This is a genomic window from Leifsonia sp. NPDC014704 (assembly GCF_043083605.1).
GTDB lineage: Bacteria > Actinomycetota > Actinomycetes > Actinomycetales > Microbacteriaceae > Leifsonia.
Genome location: NZ_JBIBYW010000001.1, coordinates 2,143,755 through 2,169,850, shown reverse-complemented (window position 1 = coordinate 2,169,850; position 26,096 = coordinate 2,143,755). Strand labels below are relative to the sequence as shown.

The 26,096-nt window shown below is 69.1% G+C and carries 24 protein-coding genes; 16 read left to right on the top strand and 8 right to left on the bottom strand.

Annotation, left to right across the window (positions count from 1 at the left end; translation table 11 throughout):
- The first annotated feature begins 53 nt into the window (after positions 1-53).
- The 7 genes from ACF1AJ_RS10465 to ACF1AJ_RS10435 all read left to right on the top strand — a co-directional run bounded on the left by ACF1AJ_RS10465 (position 54) and on the right by ACF1AJ_RS10435 (position 9,345).
- Positions 54-737, top strand: coding sequence for an SDR family NAD(P)-dependent oxidoreductase (locus tag ACF1AJ_RS10465; protein WP_391507253.1), 684 nt, complete (start codon positions 54-56; stop codon positions 735-737).
- Positions 738-777: 40 nt separating this feature from the next.
- Positions 778-1,776 (top strand): LacI family DNA-binding transcriptional regulator, encoded by a 999-nt coding sequence (locus ACF1AJ_RS10460; RefSeq protein ID WP_391507252.1) that lies wholly within the window; start codon positions 778-780, stop codon positions 1,774-1,776.
- A gap of 130 nt (positions 1,777-1,906) precedes the next feature.
- Entirely contained in the window at positions 1,907-4,009 is a 2,103-nt protein-coding gene (locus ACF1AJ_RS10455) for a beta-galactosidase (RefSeq protein WP_391507251.1), read from the top strand.
- A 28-nt stretch (positions 4,010-4,037) separates the two neighbouring features.
- Positions 4,038-5,396 carry an ABC transporter substrate-binding protein gene (locus ACF1AJ_RS10450; RefSeq protein WP_391507250.1) on the top strand — a complete coding sequence of 453 codons (1,359 nt, stop codon included), beginning with the start codon at positions 4,038-4,040 and terminating at the stop codon, positions 5,394-5,396.
- Positions 5,397-5,466: 70 nt separating this feature from the next.
- Positions 5,467-6,417 carry a carbohydrate ABC transporter permease gene (locus ACF1AJ_RS10445; protein ID WP_391507249.1) on the top strand — a complete coding sequence of 317 codons (951 nt, stop codon included), beginning with the start codon at positions 5,467-5,469 and terminating at the stop codon, positions 6,415-6,417.
- Complete coding sequence (locus ACF1AJ_RS10440) at positions 6,410-7,351, top strand: carbohydrate ABC transporter permease (protein ID WP_391507248.1); 942 nt, start codon at positions 6,410-6,412, stop codon at positions 7,349-7,351. Before ACF1AJ_RS10445 ends, ACF1AJ_RS10440 begins: the two co-directional genes overlap by 8 nt.
- Positions 7,348-9,345, top strand: coding sequence for a beta-galactosidase (locus tag ACF1AJ_RS10435; RefSeq protein WP_391507247.1), 1,998 nt, complete (start codon positions 7,348-7,350; stop codon positions 9,343-9,345). The genes ACF1AJ_RS10440 and ACF1AJ_RS10435 overlap by 4 nt, the downstream gene beginning before the upstream one ends.
- A 1-nt stretch (position 9,346) precedes the next feature.
- On the opposite strand, the gene ACF1AJ_RS10430 is transcribed toward ACF1AJ_RS10435, so the two are convergent.
- Entirely contained in the window at positions 9,347-9,976 is a 630-nt protein-coding gene (locus ACF1AJ_RS10430; protein WP_391507246.1) for a TetR/AcrR family transcriptional regulator, read from the bottom strand.
- Positions 9,977-10,061: 85 nt separating this feature from the next.
- On the opposite strand from ACF1AJ_RS10430, the gene ACF1AJ_RS10425 reads away from it, so the two are divergent.
- From ACF1AJ_RS10425 to ACF1AJ_RS10400, 6 genes are all read left to right on the top strand, one after another.
- The gene (locus ACF1AJ_RS10425; protein ID WP_391507245.1) at positions 10,062-11,492 is read left to right on the top strand and encodes a purine-cytosine permease family protein; all 1,431 of its coding nucleotides are present in this window, start codon (positions 10,062-10,064) and stop codon (positions 11,490-11,492) included.
- Positions 11,489-13,117, top strand: a complete 1,629-nt coding sequence (locus ACF1AJ_RS10420; RefSeq protein WP_391507244.1) for an amidohydrolase — start codon at positions 11,489-11,491, stop codon at positions 13,115-13,117. The genes ACF1AJ_RS10425 and ACF1AJ_RS10420 overlap by 4 nt, the downstream gene beginning before the upstream one ends.
- A gap of 83 nt (positions 13,118-13,200) precedes the next feature.
- Positions 13,201-14,271: a LacI family DNA-binding transcriptional regulator gene (locus ACF1AJ_RS10415; RefSeq protein WP_391507243.1), complete on the top strand. Its 1,071-nt coding sequence runs from the start codon at positions 13,201-13,203 to the stop codon at positions 14,269-14,271.
- A 133-nt stretch (positions 14,272-14,404) separates the two neighbouring features.
- Positions 14,405-14,797: a hypothetical protein gene (locus tag ACF1AJ_RS10410; protein ID WP_391507242.1), complete on the top strand. Its 393-nt coding sequence runs from the start codon at positions 14,405-14,407 to the stop codon at positions 14,795-14,797.
- Positions 14,798-14,859: 62 nt separating this feature from the next.
- Positions 14,860-15,519: a hypothetical protein gene (locus ACF1AJ_RS10405; protein ID WP_391507241.1), complete on the top strand. Its 660-nt coding sequence runs from the start codon at positions 14,860-14,862 to the stop codon at positions 15,517-15,519.
- A gap of 4 nt (positions 15,520-15,523) precedes the next feature.
- On the top strand, positions 15,524-15,907 hold the full coding sequence (locus tag ACF1AJ_RS10400; RefSeq protein WP_391507240.1) for a hypothetical protein: 384 nt from the start codon (positions 15,524-15,526) through the stop codon (positions 15,905-15,907).
- 58 nt (positions 15,908-15,965) lie between these two features.
- Here ACF1AJ_RS10400 and ACF1AJ_RS10395 read toward each other — a convergent pair whose 3' ends face one another.
- From ACF1AJ_RS10395 to ACF1AJ_RS10380, 4 genes are all read right to left on the bottom strand, one after another.
- Positions 15,966-16,952, bottom strand: coding sequence for an aldo/keto reductase (locus ACF1AJ_RS10395; protein WP_391507239.1), 987 nt, complete (start codon positions 16,950-16,952; stop codon positions 15,966-15,968).
- 101 nt (positions 16,953-17,053) lie between these two features.
- The gene (locus ACF1AJ_RS10390; protein WP_391507238.1) at positions 17,054-17,755 is read right to left on the bottom strand and encodes a type 1 glutamine amidotransferase domain-containing protein; all 702 of its coding nucleotides are present in this window, start codon (positions 17,753-17,755) and stop codon (positions 17,054-17,056) included.
- 91 nt (positions 17,756-17,846) lie between these two features.
- Positions 17,847-18,716, bottom strand: coding sequence for a LysR family transcriptional regulator (locus tag ACF1AJ_RS10385; RefSeq protein ID WP_391507237.1), 870 nt, complete (start codon positions 18,714-18,716; stop codon positions 17,847-17,849).
- 29 nt (positions 18,717-18,745) lie between these two features.
- On the bottom strand, positions 18,746-19,216 hold the full coding sequence (locus tag ACF1AJ_RS10380) for a MarR family winged helix-turn-helix transcriptional regulator (protein ID WP_391507236.1): 471 nt from the start codon (positions 19,214-19,216) through the stop codon (positions 18,746-18,748).
- A gap of 56 nt (positions 19,217-19,272) precedes the next feature.
- Between ACF1AJ_RS10380 and ACF1AJ_RS10375 the strand changes: the two genes are divergently transcribed.
- Positions 19,273-20,175 (top strand): alpha/beta hydrolase, encoded by a 903-nt coding sequence (locus tag ACF1AJ_RS10375; protein ID WP_391507235.1) that lies wholly within the window; start codon positions 19,273-19,275, stop codon positions 20,173-20,175.
- A 21-nt stretch (positions 20,176-20,196) separates the two neighbouring features.
- Here the strand turns inward: ACF1AJ_RS10375 and ACF1AJ_RS10370 are convergent, their stop codons facing one another.
- The gene (locus ACF1AJ_RS10370; RefSeq protein ID WP_089880576.1) at positions 20,197-20,592 is read right to left on the bottom strand and encodes a helix-turn-helix domain-containing protein; all 396 of its coding nucleotides are present in this window, start codon (positions 20,590-20,592) and stop codon (positions 20,197-20,199) included.
- 94 nt (positions 20,593-20,686) lie between these two features.
- Between ACF1AJ_RS10370 and ACF1AJ_RS10365 the strand changes: the two genes are divergently transcribed.
- The gene (locus ACF1AJ_RS10365; protein WP_391507234.1) at positions 20,687-21,556 is read left to right on the top strand and encodes an SDR family oxidoreductase; all 870 of its coding nucleotides are present in this window, start codon (positions 20,687-20,689) and stop codon (positions 21,554-21,556) included.
- A 71-nt stretch (positions 21,557-21,627) separates the two neighbouring features.
- Here ACF1AJ_RS10365 and ACF1AJ_RS10360 read toward each other — a convergent pair whose 3' ends face one another.
- Both ACF1AJ_RS10360 and ACF1AJ_RS10355 read right to left on the bottom strand, forming a co-directional pair.
- On the bottom strand, positions 21,628-23,574 hold the full coding sequence (locus tag ACF1AJ_RS10360; protein WP_391507233.1) for a potassium transporter Kup: 1,947 nt from the start codon (positions 23,572-23,574) through the stop codon (positions 21,628-21,630).
- 26 nt (positions 23,575-23,600) lie between these two features.
- Positions 23,601-24,635, bottom strand: coding sequence for a LacI family DNA-binding transcriptional regulator (locus ACF1AJ_RS10355; RefSeq protein ID WP_309856391.1), 1,035 nt, complete (start codon positions 24,633-24,635; stop codon positions 23,601-23,603).
- A 319-nt stretch (positions 24,636-24,954) separates the two neighbouring features.
- Between ACF1AJ_RS10355 and chvE the strand changes: the two genes are divergently transcribed.
- Positions 24,955-26,076, top strand: coding sequence for a multiple monosaccharide ABC transporter substrate-binding protein (gene chvE / locus ACF1AJ_RS10350; RefSeq protein WP_309856392.1), 1,122 nt, complete (start codon positions 24,955-24,957; stop codon positions 26,074-26,076).
- Positions 26,077-26,096: the final 20 nt, after the last annotated feature.

Here is a 26,096-nt window from a genome sequence, read left to right as displayed (position 1 = left end):
CCCCGAAGGACGGTGCCTGGGCATCCCGGCGGCCGACGCGCAGGATCGAGGTCATGACGACGACACTGATCACAGGAGCCAACCGCAGCCTCGGACTCGAGACCGCCCGCCGACTCATCGAGGCCGGGCACACGGTCTACGCCGGGATGCGCGACATCGCGACGGGGGAGGAGGCGCGGGCGCTGGGTGCCATCCCCCTCGCCCTCGATGTCACCGACCAGGGAAGCGTGGATGCGGCGATCGCCTCCCTGCCCGAACTGGATGTGCTGGTCAACAACGCCGGCGTGCTGGGCGGCCGTCGGCAGGGCGCCGACGACCTCGACATCGAGGCGATGCGGCAGACGCTCGACACGAACGTCGTCGGCGTCGCCCGGGTCACCCAGGCCTGCCTCCCGCTGCTCCGCCGCTCGGCGGCGCCGGTCATTGTGAACGTCGCCTCGGGCGTGGGCTGGCCGCGCTGGCTGTCGACGCCCGGGCACGACGAGCACCCGGTCCTCGGCATCGCCTACGCGGCGTCCAAGGCGGCGGTCATCGCCCTGACCGTGCAGTACGCCAAGGGCCTGCCCGGCTTCCGCGTCAACGCGAGCGATCCCGGCTACACCGCCACGGAGTTCAACGGGTACAGCGGGCACCAGACCGTCCAGGAGGGCACGGACGCCACGGTGATGCTGGCGACCATCGGCCCGGACGGCCCGACCGGCGAGTTCCACAACCGCACCGGGCGCATCGAGTACTGACCGGACGGCGCCCCCGCGCGGTGTGGCTACACTTCATTCCATGAAACGCGCCACCATCTACGATGTGGCACGCCACGCGGGGGTCTCGCACCAGACGGTCACCCGGTTCCTCAACGGCTTCGAGGGGATCCGGCCTGCGACGCGCGAGAAGGTCCAGGCCGCGATCGACGAACTGAACTACCGGCCGAACGGCGCTGCGCGCTGGCTGCGGTCGCGGCAGTCCAACCGGATCGGCATCCTCGCGCACCGCATGGAGCTGTCCGGCCCAGGGCGCATCATCGCTGGGGCGACGACCGCGGCGCGGAGCCGCGGCTACGTGCTCGACATCGCATCCATGGACGGGGAGGACGCCCACTCGGTCGACGCCGCCCTGGACGTGGTGATGGAGCACCAGATCGCCGGGGTCTTCGCGACGGCGCAGACGGACGTGGTGCGGGAGGCCGTCGCGAACCGGGGGCTCGACGTCCCGATCTCGATCGACTCGGGGGAGGGACTCTCCTCTTCCGGCGCCAACCCGCGCGCGCATCCCGGTCGCCTCGCGGCGGCGCATCTCGCCGATCTCGGCCATCGCCGCGTCGCCTTCGTCAACGGGCCGGGCGTGTGGATCGCCGCCGGCGAGCGGCGCAGCGGCTTCCTGGCCGTCGCGGCCGAACGCGGGCTCGACATCGCGTGGGAGTACGAAGGCGACTGGTCGGCGGAGTCCGGGTACCGCGCGGCTGGTCTGCTCCCGGATGGCGTGACCGCGGTCGCGCTCGCCAACGACAGCATGGCGATCGGACTGATCTTCGGGCTCGCCGAGCGCGGCCTCCGGGTGCCGGAGGACGTGAGCGTGATCGGGATGGACGACGCCCCCGAGTCACGCTTCCACCTGCCGTCGCTTTCGACCATCCGCCTCGACTTCGAGGGGGAGGGCGCCTACCTGATGAATGTGCTGATCGCGAAGATCGAGGGCGGCGACGAGGCCGACGTGCCGGGTTACCGGCTCCCGGAGCTGGTGCAGCGGGGATCGACGGCGGCGGTGCGGACGACCGGAAAGTAACCATCCGGTCTCGGTGGTTGTGTCCTGACGGCGGGTCTGTGTAGCATCACCAGCATCAATGTTGTCGACAACATCGGCGTGGATGCCACGCAATGTTGTCGACAACACGCAACGACGCGGAAGGTCGACGATGACGCAGAACCCCCCGTTCCCCGGTGTGCTCTTCGGAGCCGCCTACTACGCCGAGTACCAGCAGGAGGGGACGCTCGATCGCGACCTCGACCTGATGTCGGAGGCGGGGTTCACCGTCATCCGGGTCGGCGAGTCGGTGTGGTCCACCTGGGAGCCGCGGAACGGCGAGTTCGACCTCGACTGGCTGCAGCCGGTGCTCGACGGAGCCCACGCGCGCGGCATCGCGGTCATCCTCGGGACGCCGACCTACGCCATCCCGCCGTGGCTGCAGACCCTGCACCCGGAGATCGCGGCGATCGACGGGCACGGGCACGCCATCGGCTGGGGAGCCCGCCAGGAGATGGACCAGTCGTCGACCGTTTACCGCTGGTACGCCGAACGCATCATCCGGAAGGTCGTCGCCCGCTACGCCGACCACCCGGCCGTGATCGGCTACCAGGTCGACAACGAGCCGGGCAACAACCTCCCGCACAACGAGACGACCTTCCAGGCGTTCGTCTCGTGGCTCCGAAGGCGCTACGGCACCGTCGAGCGCCTCAACGACGAGTGGGGGCTCGTCTACTGGTCGCACCGCATCGCCGAGTGGTCGGAGCTGTGGCGCCCGGGCGGGAACCTCATGCCGCAGTACCAGCTGGAGTGGCGCCGGTTCCAGGGCGAGCAGGCCACCGACCTCATCGCGTGGCAGGCCGCGATCGTGCGCGAGTACGCCAGGGACGACCAGTTCGTCACCACCTGCATCTCCTACTCGCGCCCGCAGATCTCCGACGACGAGCTCGTCGCCTCCCTCGACATCACGGCCGGGAACCCCTACTACCTGATGCAGGACGGCCTCTCGGCCGACGTCGACCTCCCGCGCCGCGCGGAATGGTGGCACACGGGTCCGTGGGCGCTGTTCCAGTGGGGCGACCGCGCCTTCTCGTCGGCGCAAGAGCGGTTCCTCGTCACCGAGACCAACGCCCAGTCGATCGGCGGACCGTGGCAGAACCAGCCGCCGTTCCCCGGTCAGATCAAGCAGGCCGCGTACGCCCTGATCAGCCGCGGCGCCCGGATGATCGAGTACTGGCACTGGCACACCCTGCACTTCGGGGTGGAGACGTACTGGGGCGGGGTCCTCCCGCACAGCCAGGTTCCCGGCCGCATCTACCGCGAGGTGGCAGACCTGGGTGCGAGCCTGGGGCGGCTGGGCGATTCCCTCGACGGCTTCATCCCGGATGCGGACGTGCTCATGCTGCACTCCACCGACACCAAGTGGTCGTTCGAGACGTATCCGCCGCTCGCGACGGACGACGGAGGACCGGACAGCGCCTCCTACGGCCGCATCGCCGACGCCTTCTACCGCGGCTTCAGTGAGGTCGGCGCGCAGGTGCGGGTGCAGCACACGCGGCAGTTCGTGCAGCGGTCCGCGGCCGAACTCGTCGCCGAGCATCCGATCCTCGTCGCGGCAGCCGAGTACGTCGCCGACGACGCGACCCTGGATGCGCTCCGCGCCTATGCCGAAGCGGGCGGCCACCTCGTGCTGGGCATCCGGACCGGATACGGCGACGAGCTCGCCCGCGCCCGGCGGGCCGTCGCACCCGACCGGCTGCACGACGCAGCCGGCGTCTGGTACGACGAGTACAGCAACCTCACCGAGCCGCTGGCGGTCACCCCTGCCGATGAGGGGTTCGACCTCGAGCCGGGCGCGCAGGGGACGGCCTGGGTCGACGTGCTCACCGTGGAGGCGGCCACCACGCTCGTGTCGTACGAGCCCACCGACCTCGGGGCGGACGCCGCCATCACGACCACGCCGTTCGGCGCGGGCCGCGTGACCTATGTCGGAACGGTCCCCAACCGGGAGCTTGCGCGCAGCCTCGCCCGCTGGCTCGTGCCCGAGACCGCCGCCGCGCGCTGGCAGACCGCTTCGCCGGTCACCGTCAACACCGGGCGCGCCGGCGACCACGACATCGCCTTCGTGCACAACTGGTCCGCCGCCGAGCACGTCGTCACCATGCCGGCGGACAGCATCCACCTGGACACCGGGGAGCGGTTCGCCGCCGGCTCCCGTTTCACCCTCGAACCGCGCGGCGTCGCCGTGTTCGAGGTCGCCGGTTCACAGGCGTGACCGGAACACCAAGAGAAAGAGAACGCTCATGAGGAAGAAAGCACCGAGAACAGCAGTGGCGCTGGGCACCGGCCTTCTGGCCGTCGCCCTCGCGCTGACCGGCTGCACCGGGGGTGGGGGCGGGACGGCCGACACCACCAAGCCGGTCTCGCAGTCCGACATCGACAAGGCGATGAAGACGCCGACCACGCTCACCTTCTGGACGTGGGTGCCCGACATCAAGAACGAGGTCGCGCTCTTCGAGAAGAAGTACCCCGCGATCAAGGTCAAGGTCGAGAACGTCGGCCAGGGAGCGCCGCACTACCAGAAGCTGCGCACCGCACTGAAGGCGGGCAAGGGCGCCCCGGACGTCGCGCAGATCGAATTCCAGTACATCTCGTCGTTCACCGTCACCGACAGCCTCCTGAACCTCGCGCCGTACGGCGCGAACGACCTCGGCGACCAGTACGTGCCGTGGGTGTGGAACCAGGTGAAGCAGAACAACGGCGTCTACGCCGTGCCGCAGGACTCGGGCCCGATGGGCAACCTGTACCGCAAGGACATCCTCGACAAGGCCGGCGTCACGACGCCGCCGACCACATGGGAGCAGTACGCGACCGACGCCGCGGCCGTGAAGGAGAAGACCGGCGTCTACATGTCGAACCTCGCGTCCAGCCAGGCCGGTCAGATGCTCGGCCTCCTCTGGCAGGCCGGCGTGAAGCCGTTCGGCTACGACGGGAAGAAGGGCGTCACGGTCGACGTCAACAGCGACGAGGCCAAGAAGGTGGCCTCGTATTGGCAGGACCTCATCCAGAAGGGATATGTCTCCACCGATCCCGACTTCACCGACAGCTGGTACCAGGGTCTCGCCAACGGCAAGTACGCCGGCTGGCTGACCGCGGCGTGGGCTCCGGTGTTCCTCCAGGGGACGGCGGCCAAGACCTCCGGGTTGTGGCGTGCCGCCGAGCTGCCGCAGACGCCGGGAGCGAAGCCGGCCTCGGGCAACTGGGGCGGATCCTCCGACGCGGTCCTGAAGACCACGAAGAACCCGATCGCGGCGTACGAGCTGGCCAAGTTCATCAACAACGACCCGGAGTCGACGCTGATGTTCGCCAACAAGCAGTTCCTGTTCCCGACGCTGAACTCCACGCTGAAGGATCCGGCGTTCGTCGACCAGAAGGCCGAGTTCTACGGCGGCCAGGAGGTCAACAAGCTGTTCGCGAACATCTCCACCACCGTCGACACCAAGTTCGACTGGCTGCCCTACATGGACTACGCCTACTCGAGCTACACCGAGACGATGGGCAAAGCGCTCGCCGCGAAGGGCGATCTCTCCGCCGGGCTCGACGCCTGGCAGAAGGCGCTCGTCAGCTACGGGACCCAGCAGGGCTTCTCCGTCAACAAGTAGGGCTCCGGGCCGGCGGTGGATGCGCATCCACCGCCGGCCCGCACCCTCGGCTCGAACAAGGGAGTTCACCATGACCCAGTCCGTCGCACCCGGCCGGGTGCGCACGCGCGAGCACACGGAGAAGCGTCCGCGGAGGAACGCGAACCAGCGGCGGCTGAACATCGCCGCCTACCTGTTCGTGGCGCCCTTCATGATCGTCTTCATCGTCATGCTGCTGCTGCCGCTGTTCTACTCCGGCTACCTCAGCCTCTTCACGACGCAGCTGATCGGCGGTCAGACCTTCGCCGGCTTCGCCAACTACGTCCGGGCGTTCACCGACCCGGACTTCCTCGCGGGTGTCGGGCGCATGGCGCTCTTCCTCGTCATCCAGGTGCCGATCATGCTGGCGCTGTCGCTATTCTTCGCCCTTGCACTCGACAGCGGACGCGTGCGCGGATCGGTCGCCCTCCGGCTCCTGATCTTCCTGCCGTTCGCCGTCCCCGGCGTGGTCGCGACGCTGATGTGGGGCTACCTGTACGGCAACGACTTCGGCCCGATCGCCCAGCTGTTCCGTGCGGTCGGCCTCGGTGCCCCCGACCTGCTGAGCGATCAGAACATGCTCGGCTCGATGATGAACATCGTCACGTGGGCCTTCGTCGGCTACAACATGATCATCATGTACGCGGCGCTCCGCTCGATCCCGACGGAGCTGTTCGAGGCGGCGGAGATCGACGGCGCCAGCCAGTGGCGGGTGGCGTGGAGCATCAAGATCCCCGGCATCCGGCCCGCGATCATCCTGACGGTGATCTTCTCGATCATCGGAACGTTCCAGCTGTTCAACGAGCCGAGCCTGCTGCACGCGCTCGCGCCGAATGTCATCGACAACGGCTACACGCCCAACTACTACGCGTACAACCTGGCGTTCACGAACCAGGACGTCAACTACGCCGCCGCCATCGCCTTCCTGCTCGGTCTGGTGATCGCGGTCGTGTCGTACGTCGTCCAGCTCTCGACGCAGCGGAAGGAGGCCCGCAATGACTGAGACCGCCACCGGCAGCCCGCTGCCCACCGTCGACGATGCGTCGCCGCGTCGCCGGACCGCGCGCCGCGGCGCACGGGCCTACAACCGGGAGACGCAGCGCAGCACCCTGCTCACCGTGATGCTCTGGATCTGCGCTTTGTACTTCGTGCTCCCGATCGTCTGGTTGTTCATTGCATCGACGAAGAGCAACGCCGACCTGTTCACCACGTTCGGCTTCGCCTTCGGGCGCACCTTCGAGCTGTTCACCAATATCGGCGCGGTGTTCACGGCGCAGAACGGCATCTACCTGCACTGGGCGATCAACACGCTCGTCTACGCGCTGGTGAGCGCGGTCGGCGCCTCGCTGCTCGCGACGATGGCCGGGTACGCCTTCGCGAAGTACCGTTTCCCAGGATCCGTGCTGATGTTCAGCGTTGTGCTCGGCGCGATCATGATCCCGCTGACCGCTCTGGCCCTCCCGACCTACCTGATGTTCAGCCAGATCGGCATCACGAACACCCCGGCCGCGGTCATCGTGCCGTCGCTGGTCAGCCCGTTCGGCGTGTTCCTCATGCGGGTGTACGCGGCGGACGCCATCCCCGACTCCATGATCGAGGCCGGCCGGGTGGATGGCGCGGGCGAGTTCCGCATCTTCTGGCAGGTCGGTCTCCGCCTCCTCGGACCGGGCATCGTCACGGTGTTCCTGTTCGCGCTGGTCGGCACCTGGAACAACTACTTCCTGCCGCTGATCATGCTGAACAGCTCCGAGCTCTACCCGTTGACGGTGGGGCTCGCCCAGCAGCAGGCGACGAGCGCGGCGGGCGGGGGATCGCAGGCGCTGTTCTCCGTCGTCATCACGGGTTCGCTCGTGTCGATCATCCCTCTGGTCATCGCGTTCCTGTTCCTGCAGCGATACTGGACGACCGGACTAGCGAGCGGGAGTGTCAAAGAGTGAGTGGATTCTGGTACGGCGGCGATTACAACCCCGAGCAGTGGCCGGAGGAGGTGTGGCGCGAGGACGTGCGCCTGATGAACCGGGCGGGCGTGAACCTCGCGTCGGTCGGCATCTTCTCGTGGGCGCGCATCGAACCGAGGGACGGCGAGTTCGACTTCGCCTGGCTGGATGAGGTGCTCGACCTGCTGCACGCGGGCGGAGTGCGTGTCGACCTGGCCACGGCCACGGCGTCGCCTCCGCCGTGGTTGGCGCTGAAGCATCCCGAGATGCTGCCGGTGACCGTCGACGGCGTCACGCTCTCGTCGGGGAGCAGGCAGGCGTACTGCCCGAGCTCGCCGGTGTACCGCCGCTACGCCGCGCGGCTGGTGGAGCGGATCGTCGAACGCTACGCCGACCATCCCGCGCTCTCGCTGTGGCACGTCAACAACGAGTACGGCTGCCACGTCAGTCACTGCTACTGCGACGCGTCGGCCGCGGCGTTCCGGGTCTGGCTGGAGGAGAAGTACGGCACGATCGAGGCGCTCAACGACGCGTGGGGAACGGCCTTCTGGTCGCAGCACTACGCCGGCTTCGACGAGATCCTCCCGCCGCGCGCCGCACCGACCTTCAAGAACCCGACCCAGGTGCTCGACTTCGACCGTTTCAGCTCGGACGAGCTGCTGGCCTGCTTCCGGGCCGAGGCGGCCATCATCCGCGCCCGGTCGGACGTGCCGATCACGACCAACTTCATGGGCTTCTTCAAGCCAGCCGATTACTGGACGTGGGCGCGGGAGGTCGACATCGTCTCCGACGACTCGTACCCCGACCCCGCCGATCCGCTCGCCCCGGCCTACGGCGCGATGCAGCGCGACCTGATGCGCTCCCTCGGCGGTGGCGCGCCCTGGCTGCTGATGGAGCAGTCGCCGGGCGCGGTGAACTGGCGCGAGCGGAACGCCGCGAAGCTGCCCGGGCAGATGCGCGCCTGGTCGTACCAGAGCATCGCGCGCGGGGCCGACGGCATCCTGTTCTTCCAGTGGCGGCAGGCGGTCGCGGGCGCGGAGAAGTTCCACGCCGGGATGCTGCCCCACGGCGGCACGGACACCCGCGTCTTCCGCGAGGTCGAGCAGCTCGGTGCCGAACTGGCGACACTGTCGTCGGTCGACGGCCTGCTCGGGCGACCCGTCCCCGCCCCGGTCGCGATCGTCTTCGACTGGGACTCCTGGTGGGCGATCGAGCAGAAGGCGTCGCCGACCGCGATCTCGTACCTCGCCGACGTCCTGGGCTGGCACATCGCCCTGTCGACGGCGGGCGTGACGGTGGACTTCGTCCAGGCCGCGGGTGACCTGTCCGGATATCGGATGGTCGTCGTCCCGTCGCTGTTCGTCGCGAGCGACGCCCAGCTGGAGACGCTCGACGCGTACGCGGCGGGCGGCGGATCCCTCGTCGTCGGTTACCTCACCGGCATCCTCGACCCCGACCTCCACGTGCGCACCGGCGGATACCTCGGAGCGCTGCGCGAGACGCTCGGGCTCTGGGTGGAGGAGTTCGCCCCGCCCGCCGCGCCGGACCTCGCCGCGCTGGGCGGTGGCGAGCCGCCCGCCGTCGGTGTCCGGGGCGACCGCATCGGCGGCCGGGCTTCTGCGTCGCTCTGGTCGGAGTACGTGCGCGTCGAATCGGCCGATGTGGAGGCGGTCTTCGACGGCGGAGCGCTGGACGGCCATCCGGCGCTGACCCGCCACGCCCGCGGTTCCGGGCAGGCCTGGTACGTCGCCACCCGGCTCGACGCCGAACCGCTCGGACTGCTGCTCGAGTCGATGCTCACCGAGGCCGGGGTGGAGCGGCTCCCGCGCATCCCCGGCGTGGAGCTCGTCCGCCGCGGGGCGTTCCTCGCCGCGATCAATCACGGTCAGGAGCCGGTGGCGCTCGACCTGCCCGGCACGGACATCCTCACGGGAGGGTCGGCGGCCGGTCTGCGACTGGAGCCGCAGGGGGTGGCGCTCATCCGAGGGGAGTGAGTCAGCTCTTCGTGACGGCTCCGAGCGTTCCCGGGGCGAGGCCGAGCGTCCACTCGGTCACGTCGGCGACGAAGTGCACGTGCGCCGGGTGGGTGAGGTCGTCGGTGCTGTTCACGTACGAGCCGCCGCCGTCGACCGCGATGAGGATGCGGATGCTCGCCGCTTCCGGGTCGACGGCGGCGAAGTCGCCGGACGCGATGCCGTCCTCGATGATCGCGCGCAGGCGGGCGCGGTCGAGCGCGTCCTGCTGTTGCAGGGTGGTCTCGAGGCTCGGGACGAAGCGCGACAGGTGGCGGGCGTTGAGCCACAGGCGGGCGAGGGGCAGGGAGGCGCCCGTCTCGATGTGGTGGACGAAGTGCGCCAGCCGTTCCAGCGGCGATCCGGCGTCGGGGAAGAACCGCTCGCGTTCGATCGTCGCCGCCCGCACGAACGCCTCGTCGACGAGGTCCTCCGCCGCCGGGAAGTAGTGGGAGATGAGGCCGGGACGGACGCCGAGGCGGGTGGCGACGGCACGCAGGGTGATGCGCTCCAGTCCCTCGTCGAGGGCGATGGATGCCGCCTCGGACAGGATCTCCTCCCGACGCTCCTCCGGCGCTTTCCGGGAGCGGGGAGGGGATGCGCTTGACTCCATGGGTCCCATGCTATTGAATGACTGACCAACAGCTTATTGGGCACATGACCAACAGCAACGATGCTCGGTCAGGAAAGAGGCACCCATGTCCGGAACGCAAGCCCGCGAGGAGCAGTTCGTCGACGCCTCCACGCAACCCGAGACGCGCGGCATCGAGGTCATCGGCGACGCCGAGCGGCACGGCCGGGCACGGGACCTCTTCTTCGTGTGGGCCGCCCCCGGCGTCAGCATCCTGAACTTCACCATCGGCGCGACCCTCATCCTGCTCGGGCTCGAGATCTGGCAGGCGATCGCGGTCATCGTCGCCGCGTCCCTGCTCTGGGTCTTCCCCGGCCTCATCGCGGCGAGCGGGCCGGCCGCCGGAACGTCCGGTTCGGTCGTGACGCGCGCGATGTACGGCATCCTCGGCAACAAGCTCTTCGTCGCCTTCGTCGGCTGGTTCATCGGCGCCGTGTTCCTCTCGCTGACCTGGCTCGCGTCCTCCTTCATGGGTGCTGACCTGCTCCGCCGGGTCGGACTGGACGACCCCGTGTGGGTGCCGATCGGCGTCACGATCGTGGTGTCGGCGGTGACCATCCTGGTAGCGATCTTCGGTCACGGGCTGATCCTCCGGATCTACCCGATCCTCGCGATCGTGCTGTTCGTCATCTTCATCGCGGTGTCGGGCTTCATCCTCCCGACCGTCGACTGGCAGTACACCGCGCCCGAGCCGCTCGGGGGAGTGGAACTGTGGTCGGCCGTCTCGATCGGCTTCACGATCCTCGCGTCCACCCCGCTGTCGTTCATCAACAGCCCCGACATCGCGCGCTACCTGCCGCGCGCGACCCGGCCCGCGAACATCGCTGCCGCGACCGCGCTGGGCGGCGCGCTGCCGTTCATCGTGTTCACCAGCGTCGGAGTGCTGCTCGCCACCGGGCTGAAGGCGAGCGCGTTCGACGCCGGCATCGACGTCGCCCTCTTCGACCTGCTGCCGGAGTGGCTCGGGCCGGTGCTCGTCATCGGGGTGGTCCTCAACACGATCGCGCTGAACGCGATGACCACCTACACCTCGAGCATGGCCCTGCAGGCCATCGGATTCCGGCTCAAGCGCATCCCGGCCGCCATCATCGTCGGCGTGGTCGGGACGGCACTGACCATCTACCTGGTGCTCTCGTCGAGCCTGCTCCAGGCCGCCAACCTCATGCTGCAGTTCCTCGTCATCGTGTCCGGCCCCGCCATGGCGATCTTCGTCGTCGACGTGCTTCGGCGCCGCTACGTGTATGACAGCGTCGACCTGTTCGACACCCGCCGCGGTGCGCCGTTCTGGTTCACGGGCGGGTGGAGCATCCCCGGTGTCGCCGCCCTCGTCCTCGGCGGCTTCGTCACCGCCATCTGCCTGTCCACCGACGTGTGGACCGGCCCGATCGCCGCGTCGATCGGCTCCATCGACCTCTCGGTGCCGCTCGGAATGATCGTCGCCGCCACCGTGTACGCCCTGTTGAGCCGCACCCGGCTCGGGAAGGAGGGACGGCTGTGACCGGCCCCGCCGAGACCATCCTGTACCGCAACGCCCGCGTCTTCACCGCGGACGCGGACCCGCGCGCCGCTTGGGCGGACGCCTTCACCGTCACCGGCGACCGGATCGCCTGGGTCGGGAATGATGGCGACGCCACCCCGCCGGCCGACCGTGTCGTCGACCTCGGCGGCCGGCTCGTCCTGCCCGGGTTCACGGATGCGCACACCCACCTGCTGATGATGGGCGCCGCCCTCGCCCAGGTGTACCTGACCGGGGCCCGCGACCTCGACGGCATCCAATCGCTGCTGCGCGAGGCGCGGGCGGCTGACCCCGGCGCGACGGTGCTCCGCGGACGCGGCTGGCTGTTCGACGCGGTGCCCGGCGGAGCTCCCACCGCCGCCATGATCGACGAGGCGGTGTCCGACATCCCGGTCTACCTGGATGCCAACGACTACCACTCCTGCTGGCTCAACACGGCGGCGCTGGCCGAACTCGGCATCACACGCGAGTCGCCCGATCCGATCGGCGGCGAAATCGTGCGCGACGCCGACGGCGAGCCGACCGGGCTGCTGCTCGAGACCGCCGCGACCCAGTACGCCTGGGCGCAGCGGGACGCCGCGGCCACCGACGCCGACCGGGACGCCCAGGTGGAGCGGACCCTCGCCGCCTACGCCGCCGCCGGGGTGACCGGCGCCGTCGACATGGCGATGGACGCCTACGGGCTGGAGGCCCTCCGGCGTGCGCAGGACCGCCGCGGAGGGGAGCTGCCGATCCGCATCTCCGCGCATTGGCTGGTGACGAACACGGGCGACGGCGAGCAGAACCTCGCTCAGGTGGAGGAGGCCGCGCGCCTGGCTGCCGAACCATCCACTCCCTGGCTGCGTGTGATCGGGATCAAGCTCATCCTGGACGGCGTGATCGACGCCTGCACCGCGGCGATGCGCCAGCCGTACGCGAACGGCTCGAACGCCGATCCGATCTGGCCGCTGGAGCGACTGACGCCCGTCGTGGTCGCCGCCGATGCTGCCGGTCTGCAGATCGCGCAGCACGCGATCGGCGACTACGCGAGCCAGATCGCCCTGGACGCGTTGGAGCGCGCCGTCGCCGAGAACGGCGAGCTGCCGCGGCGTCACCGCATCGAGCACCTCGAGTACGCCGCACCTGGGACGGCCGAGCGGATGGCGCGCCTCGGCGTCACGGCGTCGATGCAGCCGGTCCATGCCGACCCGGCGATTTTCGACAACTGGATGCAGATGCTCGGCGACGACCGGGTCGAACGCGCCTTCCCGTGGCCGGAATACGAAGATGCCGGAGCGCTTCTCGCGTTCTCGACGGACTCGCCGACGGCCCCTCATGACGCGCTGGCCAACATGTACGTCGCCGCGACGCGCGCGTCCGCCCTGGTGCCCTCGGTGACCGCGGTGCAGCCGCAGTACGCCCTGCCTCTCGGGCGAGCCATCGCGCACGCCACGCGGGATGCCGCCGCCTCCGTCGGAGACGGCTCCTGGCGCGGGCGGATCGCGCCGGGCCACGCAGCGGACGTCATCGTGCTCGACGCGGATGTGTTCGCGGAGGACCCCTCGTCGCTGCTGAGCGCCCGGGTCGTCCAGACCTTCGTCGCCGGACGGACCGTGTACTCGGGCTAGGCCCTCGAACCGAGGCCGCCGAGGCCATCGCCCTCCGGATATCCAACGTTGTAGAGTGGGACGATAGCCCACCAGGAGGACGAATGGCAGCGACGCTGCACGACGTGAGCCGGCTCGCCGGGGTGTCGATCAAGACGGTCTCGAACGTGATCAACGACTATCCGTACGTGCGGGACAGCACGCGCCAGCGCGTCCTCGCGGCCATCGCGGAGCTCGACTACACGCCCAACCTGTCGGCACGCAGTCTGCGGTCCGGTCGCACCAACGTCATCAGCCTCATCATCCCGGAGCTGCGGAACGCGTACTTCGCCGAGCTCGCGGACTCGGTGATGCGGGCGGCACGCGAGCGCGGGCTGTCGGTGCTGATCGAGCAGTTCGGCAATGACCGCGCCAGCGAGCTGTCCGTGCTGCGCAACCGCAGCGGCCGCATGGTCGACGGCATCCTCTACAGCGTGCTCGGTCTGGACGAGTCGGACCGGGAGGCCATCGCCGAAGTCAGCACGCCCATGGTGCTCCTGGGCGAACGGATCTTCAACGGTCCCAAAGACCACGTGACGATGCAGAACGTCGAGGGCTCCCGCGCCGCCACCGAGCTCGTCCTGGCCGGCGGCCGCCGCCGGGTGCTCGCGCTCGGTGCGCACCCCGGCGAGGTGATCGGCTCCGCCGGGCTGCGGCTCGCGGGCTACCGCGAGGCGTTGGAGGCCGCGGGCGTCGCGTACGACGAGCGCTTCGTCGTGCCCGCCGGCACCTGGCACCGTGCCGACGGCGCGCGCGCCATGCGCGCCTTCCTGGAGACGGGCCTGGAATTCGACGCCGTGGTCGCCTTCAACGACACCCTCGCGCTCGGTGCCCTCCGCGTGCTGCAGGAGGCGGGCTATCGCGTGCCGGAGGACGTCGCCCTGATCGGCTTCGACGACATCGACGAGACGCACTACTCGATGCCGACCCTCTCCACCATCGACCCCGGACGCGACGACATCGCGCGCCGCGCTGTCGACCTGCTCATCCGGCGGATCGAGGAGGACGCGGACACCCTGGAGCCGGAGGAGATCGCGGTGCCGTTCCGCGTCATCCAGCGCGAGTCGACGCCGCCGGCGCCGACCTTCGCGGACGCTGCTGCTCCCGACGAGGCGCCGGTGCCCGCCGAGGCGTGAGTAAATAGTCGGCCGTGCTGCTCACTGCCGTCAGCTTGCTGGCTTTCCCGCTGAGAGTGCAGCCCGCGCGAGCGAGCAGCCGGCGATAGCAGGCGCGCCGTAGGTCAGAATGGTGATGCGGGGGGACGATTCGATGGAACACCAATTGCGTCGCGGGCGGCGGCTTCTCGAGGAGCTGGAGCATCTGTCCGGATCGGCGCGTCAGCAACGTCGTCGGCTCAAGCAACTCGGCGACGTCTCGGTCGACGAGCTCGCCCTGGACTTCGATGCAGCCTTTGCTCCAGCCACCGCGAACTTCCCCCTCTACCCGGATTCCTTGGCGGCTCAGTTGCACGAGATAGACGATCTCCTGAATCGGATGAGCTCTCCAGGCAAGCGAGGGCTCTGGACCGCGTATTCACTCGTCGTGGCGCCGGAATGGCGCCACGTGAGAAGAAATGCGTCACGCGCAGCCGACAGCCTTCGCTCGCTCCTCGAATCGTGGCAGCCGGGCAAAGAGGAGTGGCCGCGTGGGGACATCGCATAGGTTTCGGAGGGTGTTTGTCCATCGCAAGCCGGAAACCACGTGCCGATCGAATGGGATTTGCCATGAACAACGAACCGTACAGCAGGCTTCCTGGACTGGAGGCGATCTACCTCGAAGACAGCTGGGTGCTTTCCATCGAAGTCACGCCAGAACGGGTTGAGTTCCAGCTGGAGGCAGTTCTTCTGCGCCACCACCCCGAATACCGCCCACCGGAGCCGGGGGAGGCGCACTGCTATCGACCAGCCACCCTCACCTTCGGGGATGTCAGCGGCGTCGAATGGAGTGCGATGAGACCTCCAGCCGTGGATGCAGCGGGTGAAATCGACTATGGCAATATCGATTCCCTGACACGCTCGGGTGAGCATTATGACCTCGAGGGCGACTGGGGCGAGATGCGCGTTCAGGCCCGCACGCTCGGCTTCGCCCTTCGCTCGCTCCTCGGCTCGTGGCAGCCGGGCGAAGAGAACGAGAATGCTTATTGTCGAGTCTGTGGATACGAACCCCCAGAACCTCCCTGGGGCGACAGCGGCGTGGATCCGTTGTGGGAATCCTGTCCGTGCTGTGGCGTGGAGTATGGCTACCAAGACGCGACGGCGGAGGGCGTGCTGCGCTTTCGGGCACGGTGGCTGAACGCGGGCGCCCAGTGGGCTGATCCCTCCATTCCCGAAGACGGGCTCACGACCGGAATGCGGCTACGACGGGTGCCGAATCCGCTTGAGTAGGACAGTGGGCGAAGTGGAACCCGAGGACTTGGTCGCGGAAGCGCACACCATTGCGTCACGACACCATTCGTCCCTGTGGATCGGGTTGATGCGGGTGCTCACTGCCCGACTCGAACAGCTTCCGGTACCCGCAGAAGTCGTCCCCGTCCGGGAGGTGGCCCACCGATACTGGTATGGGCCAGGTGGCGACCCCGCTCAGCTGATGGCGGCCAAGGAGCTCGCCTGGTCGTTTCTCAAGAAGTATCCTCCCGGCACGGATGTGACAACCCGCGAGGGTCGACTCGTGAGGGCCTGGCTCTGCGTACTTGAGCCGAACGGCGATGATGAAGAAATCTCGATGACAACCGAGTGGTTTTCTGCCATGCTCTCGGATCTCCCAGCCGACTAGTCTGTTGCGCTCGGCGCCTTCTCGCTCAGGTCAGACCGGTTGCTCGGCCGCCGCTTCCTCAGCCCAGCGCCGCGTCGATCGCGGCGAGCACGTCCTCGGTCAACTCCGGCCCGTCGAGCGCGCCGAGGTTCTGCTCCAGCTGCTGGACGCTGCTCGCACCGATGATCGCCGAGACGACGACCGGGTTGCGGAGCACCCACTGCAGCGCGAGCTGGGCGAGCGTCTGGCCGCGCCCGGCGGCGATGTCGTTGAGGGCCCGCACCCGGGTGAGCACGTCCTCGGTGAGGTCGGACTCGTGGAGGAACGCACTGGTGACCGCGCGCGATCCCTCCGGCACTCCGCCCAGGTAGCGGTCGGTCAGCAAGCCCTGGGCGAGCGGCGAGAACACGATGGCCGCGGCGCCCGCCTGCTCCACCGCATGCAGCACGCCGTCTTCGGGCGAGCGGTCGAAGAGGGAGTAGCGCGGCTGGTGCAGCAGCAGCGGCGTGCCGGAGCCGGCCAGCAGGGCGGCCGCATCCGTGGTGCGTTCTGCGCCGTAGTTCGAGATCGCGGGGTAGAGCGCTTTGCCCCGCTCGACGGCAGTGGTGAGGGCGCCCATCGACTCCTCGAGCGGCGTCTCGAGGTCGGGCCGGTGGTGGTAGAAGACGTCCACATAGTCGAGGCCGAGGCGCGCGAGGCTCTGGTCGAGGGAAGACAGGAGGTACTTGCGCGATCCGTGGTCGCCGTACGGGCCGGGCCACATCAGGTAACCGGCTTTGGTGGAGACGACGATCTCGTCCCGGTGGGCCTTCAGATCGGTGGCGAGGATGCGGCCGAACACCTCCTCGGCGGCGCCGGGGGGAGGGCCGTAGTTGTTCGCCAGGTCGAAGTGCGTGATCCCGGCATCGAAGGCCCGGAGCACGATCGCGCGCTGCGTCTCGAAGGATCGGGTGCTCCCGAAGTTCTGCCAGAGCCCCAGCGACAGCGGGGGCAGCAGCAGCCCGCTGCGGCCGGCACGCCGGTAGGGCATCGAGTCGTAGCGGGCGGGATCGGCGACGAAGGTCATGCGGCAGGCTCCTGATCGGCGGGGGTGCGGAGCAACGCTACCGCGGATGCGCTGCACCCGCGGTACCGCGCCGTCAGGATGCGCGTGTCCGTATGCGCGTGTCAGGAGGCGAGCGCCTCCACCAGCGCCTTCGCGACCGCCTCGCTCGACTGCGGGTTCTGGCCGCTGATCAGATTGCCGTCCCGCACGACGTGCGAGGTCCACGCGTCGCCGTCCTCGACGAGCACACCGCGCTCGCGCAGGGTCGACGCGACGAACCAGGGCGTATTCTCGCCCAGACCGCCGGTGCGCTCCTCCTCGTCCGTGAAGACCGTCAGCCGACGGCCGGCGAAGGTGAACGCGCCGGAGGCGTCGACGGCGCTGAGCAGGCCGGCGGGTCCGTGGCAGAAGGGCGCGATCACCGTCCCGCGCGCGTCCGCCTCGGTCAGCAGGGAGCCGAGCGCGGCATCGAACGCCAAGTCGGCCATCGGGCCGTGGCCGCCCGGCAGCACGACCGCGTCGTAGTCGGCGGCGACCGCCGAGTCGAGCGCGAGAGGATGCGCCAGGTCGTCGGCGATCCGGGAGAGGTAGGCGCGGAAGTCGTCGACCTTCGCCTCGTCGCCGACGATCTCGACCGTGAGCGAACCGGGGTCGACGGTCGGGATGCGGCCGCCGGGCGTCGCGATGGTGATCGTGTGCCCCGCAGCCGTCAGGTCGCGGTGTGCGACGACGAGCTCTTCGGCCCAGAAACCGGTGGCATGCGCGGAGCCGTCCGCGAGGGTCAGGGAGTCGGCCGCGGTCACGACCATCAGGATGTTCGACATGGGGGTCCTTTCGACTCCCCGATTGTGGCGGCCCGCCGCGGTCCCTCCCGATCGGTGCGACCGCACCCGGGCATCGGAAATCTTGGGACGGTCAGCGCAGACAGCGGCGGAGGAACTCCGCCGCGGCGCCCAGCTGCGCATCCCGCTCCCATTCGCGACCGCGCGTCGCCAGGTACAGCGTGTTGAGCGGCGGTACCTCGGGGGAGTGGAGGGCGACCAGCGCGCCCTCGGCCAGATCGCCCTCCACGAGGTAGCGGGGGAGGACGGAGAGGCCGGCGCCGGCGAGCACGGCCGAGCGGATGCCACGGAGATCCGGGATGATCGCCGCGATCGTCGCGGGTTCCGGCCGCTTCCCGAACTCGCTGCGCCAGTAGCGCCGGATGATCGGCAGGTTCTCGGCGTAGGCGACCACGGGCACCTCGTCGAGGATCGCGCCCGTCCAGCGCGGCGCGGCCACGAGCACGAACTCCTCGTCGTACACGGGAACGCTGGTGATGCCGCGGCGGCGCGGGGGCACCGCGCTCACGACGATGTCGAGGGATCGGGCGGCCAGCTGGTCGAGCAGGTCGTCGGCGAGGCCGAACACGAACCGCAGGGTCGCATCAACCTCGTCCCGAGCCTCGGCGATGCGCGGCAGGACGAGGAGCGAGAGGATGTCGGCAGCGCCGCCGATGTGCACCGATCGGCGCAGCGGAGCGGGCGCGCCCGGACCGGCGGTGGCATCCTCGATCGCATCGAGATGCGCGGCCACCTCGCGGGCCAACTCGGTGCCTTTGGGCGTGGCCGAGACGCCGGCCGGCCCTCGGGTGAACACGGCGTACCCGAGTGACCGCTCCAGCGCATGGATGTGCGCGGAGACGGTCGGCTGCGAAATGCCCAGCAGGTCGGCGGCGCCCGTCAGCGAGCCGGTCCGCCACACCGTCACGAACGTGCGCAGGTGGTCGAGGCTCTGGCTGGTCACGGGGTCACCCTAGCGGGAGACGGGGCCGCCTAGCCGACGGGCAGTCCGGCTCGGCTGCTCTCCAGCGCGGTGCGCAGCCGCGCGAGGGGCGGGCCCATCGCATCGATGTCCGACGGCGTCACCACGGGGGACACGAGTTCGGCGAGGCGCTCGCGGAACGTGCTCTCGGCTTCGGCGACGAGGTCCGCGCCCGCGGGTGTGAGGCTGACCAGGGAGGAGCGGCCGTCTGCGGGATTCGGATGGCGGGTGACCCAGCCGCGGGCTTCGAGCCGGTCGACACCTTTGCTGATCGCGCCGATCCCCGCGGCGAAGTTCGTGGCGACATCCGCGATGCGGGAGCCGGGGTGGTCGCGGAAGTAGCGGAGGAACTCGTATTGCGAGGTGGCGATGCCGTGCTCTCGGCGCAGTGTCTCGCCGATCGCGTTGTACAGCCGCGTCTCGCACCGGACCAGGTCGTCGAACAGCCGGACGAGGCCGTCGGTTGCACTTTTAGTTGCCACGGCATACAGTCTACGAGATACTTGCCGCGGCAAGTAATCGGAGACGAGGAGAGAACATGAGCAGGGAACAGCGACGAGCACTCGACCGGCAGCTGCGCGAGGCGCCGCAGCCGGACGGACCGGTCTCGGTCAAGAGCATGCGAGAGGGCTTCGCCCGGCTGATGAGCCAGTTCCCCATCCCCTCCTCCGTCCGCCAGACCCCTACCGAGGTGGCCGGCCGACCGGCGGTTCTCGTGGAGCCGTCCACCGACCGGCGCCCCGGCACGATCCTCTACTTCCACGGAGGCTCGTTCTCGCTCGGTTCGCCCGAGACGGCGATGGCTCTGACGGCGCATCTGGTCGAGCGGACCGGGGTGCGGGCGCTCTCGCTCGACTACCGGCTCGCACCCGAACACCCCTTCCCCGCCGCGATCGACGACTGTCTGGCCGCCTACCGGGCCCTGCTGGACGACGGCACCGACGCCGCGTCGATCGTGCTCGCCGGCGACTCTGCGGGCGGAGGGCTGGCGGTCACGACGACCCTCGCGGCGCGGGATGCGGGTCTCCCGGTCCCCGCGGGCATCGTCGCCTTCTCGCCAGGGCTCGACCACACGCGCTCCGGCGAGTCGATGACGACGAAGGAGGGGACCGATCCCTTCTTCACCGCCGAAGGGATGAGTCGCACCGGCGAGCTCTACCTCGACGGTCAGGATCCGCATCAGCCGCTGCTCGCCCCGGCGGTCCTCGGCGACCTGAGCGGGTTCCCGCCGATGCTGCTGCAGGTCGGCACCAACGAGCTGCTGCTCGACGACTCCGTGCGGCTCGCCGACCGGGCGCGGGAGGCGGACGTCGACGTGATCCTCGATGTGGTCGCGGACGTCCCCCACGTGTTCCCGGCCTTCGTGGGGATGCTCGATGAGGCGGACGAAGCCGTCGACCGGGCAGCGTTGTTCATCACGCAGCGGCTGCGCGCCCGCTGACGGTACCGAGAGCGGCCGGGATCAGGCCTGCTGTGGCTGCTCGGCTTCCTCGTCGGCGAGGATGTCGTCGGCGTTCGCCGCGATCCACGACATCAGGGGCAGCAGGTGCTCGGTCAGCTCGTGCCCGCGGGCGGTGAGGCTGTAGTCCACCCGCGGCGGGATGGTCGGCTGAGCCGTACGGAGCACGAAGCCGTCGGCCTCCAGGGTGCGGAGCGTCTGCGCCAGCATCTTCTCGCTGATGCCCTGGACCGTGCGGCGCAGCTCGCCCCAGCGGAGGTCGCTCTGCGAGAGCGCCACGAGCACCAGCACACCCCAGGTGCTGGTGACGTGGTTGAGGACGATCCGGGTCGGGCACGCCGACGGGAGCACCCCGTCGGTGAAGCCGAAGCCGTTGAGTGACGCAAGACTGGTGTCCACGTCAGTAACTTACCAAAAAGTGGGTACCTGCGACAGGGAAGTAATGGGCGAGGGGAGGGGTTGCCTCCGATGTCCGATCGAAAGGAACCCCATCATGACCATCGTCGTCACCGGCGCCACCGGCCACCTCGGCCGTCTCACCGTCGACTCCCTCCTCGCCCGCGGCGTCACCGCCTCCGCCATCCGCGCGGCCGGCCGTTCCGCCGAGCGGCTCGCTCCGCTCGCCGCGCTGGGCGTCCAGACCGCCGTCATCGACTTCGAGAAGCCCGAGACGCTCACGGAAGCCTTCGCCGGAGCGGACGCCGTCCTGTTGGTCTCCGGTTCCGAGGTGGGCAAGCGGGTGCAGCAGCACCGCAACGCCATCGAGGCCGCCGAGGCCGCGGGTGTCGGCCGACTCGTCTACACGAGCGCACCGCACGCGACGGATGGAGCGCTCGTGCTGGCGCCGGAGCACAAGGTGACCGAGGAGCTCCTCACCGCGTCGTCGCTGCCCGTGACGATCCTCCGCAACAACTGGTACACCGAGAACTACACCGGCCTCATCGACCAGGCGGCCGCGACCGGAGAGATCGTCGGCAGCGCCGGCGACGGACGGGTGGCAAGTGCCTCCCGCAAGGACTACGCCGAGGCCGCCGCCGTCGTGCTGACGACCCCCGGCCACGAGGATGCGGTCTACGAGCTGAGCGGCGACACCGCGTGGACGTTCAACGAGCTGGCATCCGTCCTCGGTGAGCTGGTGGGCCGCGACGTCGTCTACCGGTCGGTCTCGCCGGAGGAGCACACGCGCATCCTCACGGAGGCGGGACTCGACGAGGGCACGGCCGGCTTCGTCGTCGCGCTCGACGGCAACATCCGCGACGGCGAGCTCGCCGACGCCCGCAGCACGCTGGCCGACCTGATCGGCCACCCGACCACGCCGCTGGCGCAGGGTCTCGCCGAGTCGCGTTCCGTGGCCGCGGCGTAACACCGCCCGCACATTCCTGCCGAATGTGCGCTTTCGCGGGCGCGAAGCGCACATTCGGCACGAATCGCGGCTCAGATCTCGACGTCGCTGCCCATCGTCACCGTCCGGAGCGGCGGCAGGCCGAAACGGGCGGCAGGATCGGCGGCGTTGTGCGCCAGCGCCACGAACAGCGACCGCCGCCACGGCACCATGCCCTTCGTCCGCGTGGTGCGGATGGCGCCGCGCGAGATGAAGTACGACGCACGCGGGAAGTCGGAGGGATCGAGGGGCAGTGCCCCCGCCCGGCAGGCGGCACGCAGCGCGCGGGGGATGTCCGGCTTGTCCGAGAAGCCGAACCGGATGCTGAGGTGCTCGATGCCGTCGTCGGCGTACCCGAGGTCGTCGTACGTGAACGCCTCCGAGGTCGGCACGTGCGGCACCTGCGCGGTGCTGATCGAGACGATGATCACGTGCTCATGCAGGACGTGGTTGTGCTTGACGTTCGCCCGCAGAGCAAGCGGGGTCGTGTCCTTGTTGGGGTGCGGGAAGACGGCGACGCCGGGAACCCGGGGCAGGTTCTGCTCCCGCAGGTTGTCGATGAACTCGGAGAGCGACCCCTCCTTGCGCTTGCGGTCCTGCTGCACCAGCTGGCGTCCGCGACGCCACGTCGTCATGACCAGGATGACGGCCGCCGCGATGAGCAGCGGCACCCACCCGCCGTTGATGATCTTCGAGAGGTTGCCGGCGAGGAACGCGAGCTCGAGACCGCCGAACGCGACGGCGGCGAGCACGATCTTCCAGGGCGCCCAGTTCCACAACGGCCGGGCGACCAAGAGCAGCAGCAGGGTGTCGACGACCAGGGCTCCAGTCACCGAGATGCCGTACGCGGTGGACAGCCGGTCGGACGACCCGAAGGCGAGCATGACCGCCATCACGCCGAGGAACAGCAGGATGTTGACCGCCGGCAGGTAGATCTGCCCGCCTTCGCGCTCCGACGTCTGCCGGATCGTGAGCGGCGGCAGCAGTCCGAGCTGGACGGCCTGCCGCGACAGCGAGTAGGCGCCCGAGATGACGGCCTGGCTCGCGATCACGGTGGCGGCCGTGGCCAGGATGACGACGGGCAGCCTGCTCCACTCGGGGAAGAGCAGGAAGAACGGGTTGCTTCGCGCGGCGGGGTCGTGCAGGATCAGCGCGGCCTGTCCCAGGTAGTTGAGCGTCAGCGCGGGGAAGACGAGCACGAACCAGGCCCGGCGGATGGGGGAGCGGCCGAAATGGCCCATGTCGGCGTAGAGGGCTTCCGCGCCGGTGATCACGAGCACCACCGCCCCCAGGGCGATGAACGAGATGGTCGGGTGGGAGACGATGAAGACGACGGCGTAGGTGGGCGACAGCCCGAGGAGGACGGCCGGATACTGCACCACCATCACGACGCCGGCCACCGCCATCACGATGAACCAGAGCACCATGACCGGCCCGAACAGCACGCCGACCTTGCCGGTCCCGTACCGCTGCACCGCGAACAGCACGACGATGATCACCGCGGCGATCGGGATGACCAGGTGCGAGATCGCGGGGATGGTGACGTGCAGACCTTCAACGGCCGACAGCACCGAGATCGCCGGCGTGATGATCGAGTCGCCGTAGAACAGCGAGACCCCGACGATGCCGATCACGAGCAGGATCCCGGCTTTGCCCGCCCGGCTCGCGTAGAGCCGCTGCGCCAAGGCGGCCAGTGCCATCACGCCGCCTTCGCCGTCGTTGTCGGCGCGCATCAGGATGCCCAGGTACTTGATCGAGACGATGATCGTGATGCTCCAGAACATCAGCGAGATCACGCCGAAGACGTCATCCTGATTCGGCCGTACGGCACCTCCGTCGAGGAGGAACACCGTCTTCAATGCGTACAGCGGGCTGGTGCCGATGTCGCCGAACACGACGCCCAGAGCCGCCAGCGCTGCGGCGGCCAGCGCGCGCGGATGATTGGGCGCACCTGCGGGCGCACCCGCCTGCGCCGTCGGCGGCGCTACGAACTCTCGCACTCCCGCTACGCTACGCCGATTCCGCGTCAGCCGGGCACGCGGGGCGGCGCGGTGCTTTGCCGGACCACCAGTTGGGGGATCGGGTACTCCGCCGCGATCGCCGTCGGGTCCCCTCCTTCGAGCTGGGTGATCAACACGTCGATCGCGTGCGCCCCGAGCCAGGCGAAGTCCTGCCGGATCGTGGTCAACGGCGGCGCGAAGTGCTTCGCCTCCGGGATGTCGTCGAAACCGACGATGCTGAGGTCGCCCGGGATGGAGAGCCCGAGGTCGGCGGCGGCGTGCATGAGGCCGAGCGCCATCTGGTCGTTGGAGGCGAACACCGCGGTGAAGTCGGGATGGTCGAGCAGCTTGAGACCGACCTCATAGCCCAGGTCGGCCGTCCAGTCGCCCAGGACCGGCGCGGTCGCCGGCAGATCGTGGTCGGAGAGCTCGGCGAGGAAGCCGTTCATGCGATCCTCCGCCTCGTTCCAGTCCTGCGGGCCCGCGAGGTGCCGGATGCGCGTGTGCCCGAGTTCGATCAGGTGCCGTGTAGCCAGACGCGCGCCGGCTTCCTGGTCGAAGGCCGCCACCCGGCCGTCGCTGTCGTCCTTCCAGTGCATGCTCACGAACGGCACGCGCACTGCCACCCGCTGCAGAGCCTCGTGGGCGCGCTGCTGCGGCGCGATCACGACCACGCCATCCACCCCCTGCGCCGAGAACGCATCGAGCGCCTCCGAGATGGCCGCATCGTCTTCACGGGCGAGGGTGGCCGAGAGGATGGCGTAGCCGCGAGCGCGGGCCGCCTCGTCGATCGCCGCGGCCGCGCTGAACGGTCCGTAGTGCGACCGGGCGGAGACCAACAGCCCGATCGTCTTCGAGCGGGATGTCGCCAGGGCCCGCGCGGCGCTGTTCGGCCGCCAGGAGTGCTCCTCGATGACCTTTCGCACCTGCGCTTCGGTCGACGGCTTGATGTAGCGCTCGCCGTTGAGCACCCGCGAGACCGTCTGGCGCGACACACCGGCCAGCCGGGCGATGTCCCGGATGGAGAGCGCGCGCTGCTCGTCGGGTGGGTGCTTGTCCATGCATCCTGTCTCGTCGGCGAGAGCGGCAGCGCTGCCACGCTCGGTGAACGTTTTCCATCATATTTTTTCGCGGACCACTTGACTGACGCCCGGCTCAGGTCATAACGTCTAACCCGTTCTGGGACCGGTCACATATATCGCGTACGGACCAGCATACGACGAGGGAGTCGCACATGACAGCAGTAATCGGACCGCACAGCAGCGGCCGTTCCTGCAGCTCCCGGTCGCACGCTGCGACGGGGGCGCGTGACAGTTCCGAGCTCGGCGAGCTCGTGCGCAGTGGGCGCACGGGTCGCCTCACCGCTCGAAAGGAATCACAGTGAAGTTCAGGAAAGTCGCACTCGCTGCGGCCGCGCTCGGCATCGCCGTCGCGCTCGCCGCGTGCACCGGAGGCCGCGGCGGCGGAACAGGGTCGAGCACCGACAACAAGGGCGCGCTGGTCGGCGTCGCGATGCCGACGAAGGTGTCCGAGCGCTGGATCGCGGACGGCAATGCGGTCAAGTCGGACCTGCAGAAGAACGGCTACAAGGTCGACCTCGAGTACGCCAACAACGACATCCCGACCCAGGTGCAGCAGGTCAACACGATGATCACCAAGGGCGCCAAGGTGCTCATCATCGCCTCCATCGACGGTGGATCGCTCACCGACCAGCTCGACGCGGCCGCCAAGGCGGGCATCAAGGTCATCTCCTACGACCGACTGCTCACCGGTGACAAGAACGTCGACTACTACGTGTCGTTCGACAACTACAAGGTCGGCGTCTACCAGGCCAACTCGCTTCTCACCGGACTCGGCGTCATCGACAAGGACGGCAAGCCGACCGGCCAGAAGGGCCCGTTCAACATCGAGGTCTTCGCCGGAAGCCCCGACGACAACAACGCGACCTTCTTCTACAACGGTGCGATGGACACCCTGAAGCCGTACATCGCCGACGGCACCCTGGTCGTCAAGAGCGGGCAGACCAACTTCAACCAGGTCGCCATCCTGCGCTGGGACCCGGCGACGGCCAAGGCGCGCATGCAGGACCTCATCGCCAAGTCGTACTCCACCGGCACCGCGGTGCAGGGCGTGCTCTCGCCGTACGACGGACTCTCCGACGGCATCCTGAGCGCGCTCGAGGGCGCCGGCTACGGGTCGGGCGGCAAGAAGCTCCCGATCATCACCGGTCAGGACGCCGAGGTCGCCAGTGTGAAGCAGATCATCGCGGGGACGCAGTACTCGACGATCTACAAGGACACCCGCAAGCTGGCGAACGAGGCCGCCAAGATGGCGAACGACCTGCTCTCCGGCAAGAAGCCCGAGGTGAACGACACCAAGAGCTACGACAACAAGGTCAAGGTCGTCCCGAGCTACCTGTTCCAGCCGGTCGTCGTCACCAAGGAGAACTACAAGGAGATCCTGGTCGACAGCGGTTACTACAAAGAGTCCGACCTTCAGTAGGTCCGGCCTGACGGTCCGGG

Coding starts and splice junctions, on each gene's coding strand:
- ACF1AJ_RS10465 (WP_391507253.1), top strand. CDS start 54: ATGACGACGACACTGATCACAGGAGCCAACCGCAGCCTCGGACTCGAG.
- ACF1AJ_RS10460 (WP_391507252.1), top strand. CDS start 778: ATGAAACGCGCCACCATCTACGATGTGGCACGCCACGCGGGGGTCTCG.
- ACF1AJ_RS10455 (WP_391507251.1), top strand. CDS start 1,907: ATGACGCAGAACCCCCCGTTCCCCGGTGTGCTCTTCGGAGCCGCCTAC.
- ACF1AJ_RS10450 (WP_391507250.1), top strand. CDS start 4,038: ATGAGGAAGAAAGCACCGAGAACAGCAGTGGCGCTGGGCACCGGCCTT.
- ACF1AJ_RS10445 (WP_391507249.1), top strand. CDS start 5,467: ATGACCCAGTCCGTCGCACCCGGCCGGGTGCGCACGCGCGAGCACACG.
- ACF1AJ_RS10440 (WP_391507248.1), top strand. CDS start 6,410: ATGACTGAGACCGCCACCGGCAGCCCGCTGCCCACCGTCGACGATGCG.
- ACF1AJ_RS10430 (WP_391507246.1), bottom strand. CDS start 9,976: ATGGAGTCAAGCGCATCCCCTCCCCGCTCCCGGAAAGCGCCGGAGGAG.
- ACF1AJ_RS10425 (WP_391507245.1), top strand. CDS start 10,062: ATGTCCGGAACGCAAGCCCGCGAGGAGCAGTTCGTCGACGCCTCCACG.
- ACF1AJ_RS10415 (WP_391507243.1), top strand. CDS start 13,201: ATGGCAGCGACGCTGCACGACGTGAGCCGGCTCGCCGGGGTGTCGATC.
- ACF1AJ_RS10410 (WP_391507242.1), top strand. CDS start 14,405: ATGGAACACCAATTGCGTCGCGGGCGGCGGCTTCTCGAGGAGCTGGAG.
- ACF1AJ_RS10405 (WP_391507241.1), top strand. CDS start 14,860: ATGAACAACGAACCGTACAGCAGGCTTCCTGGACTGGAGGCGATCTAC.
- ACF1AJ_RS10395 (WP_391507239.1), bottom strand. CDS start 16,952: ATGACCTTCGTCGCCGATCCCGCCCGCTACGACTCGATGCCCTACCGG.
- ACF1AJ_RS10390 (WP_391507238.1), bottom strand. CDS start 17,755: ATGTCGAACATCCTGATGGTCGTGACCGCGGCCGACTCCCTGACCCTC.
- ACF1AJ_RS10375 (WP_391507235.1), top strand. CDS start 19,273: ATGAGCAGGGAACAGCGACGAGCACTCGACCGGCAGCTGCGCGAGGCG.
- ACF1AJ_RS10365 (WP_391507234.1), top strand. CDS start 20,687: ATGACCATCGTCGTCACCGGCGCCACCGGCCACCTCGGCCGTCTCACC.
- ACF1AJ_RS10355 (WP_309856391.1), bottom strand. CDS start 24,635: ATGGACAAGCACCCACCCGACGAGCAGCGCGCGCTCTCCATCCGGGAC.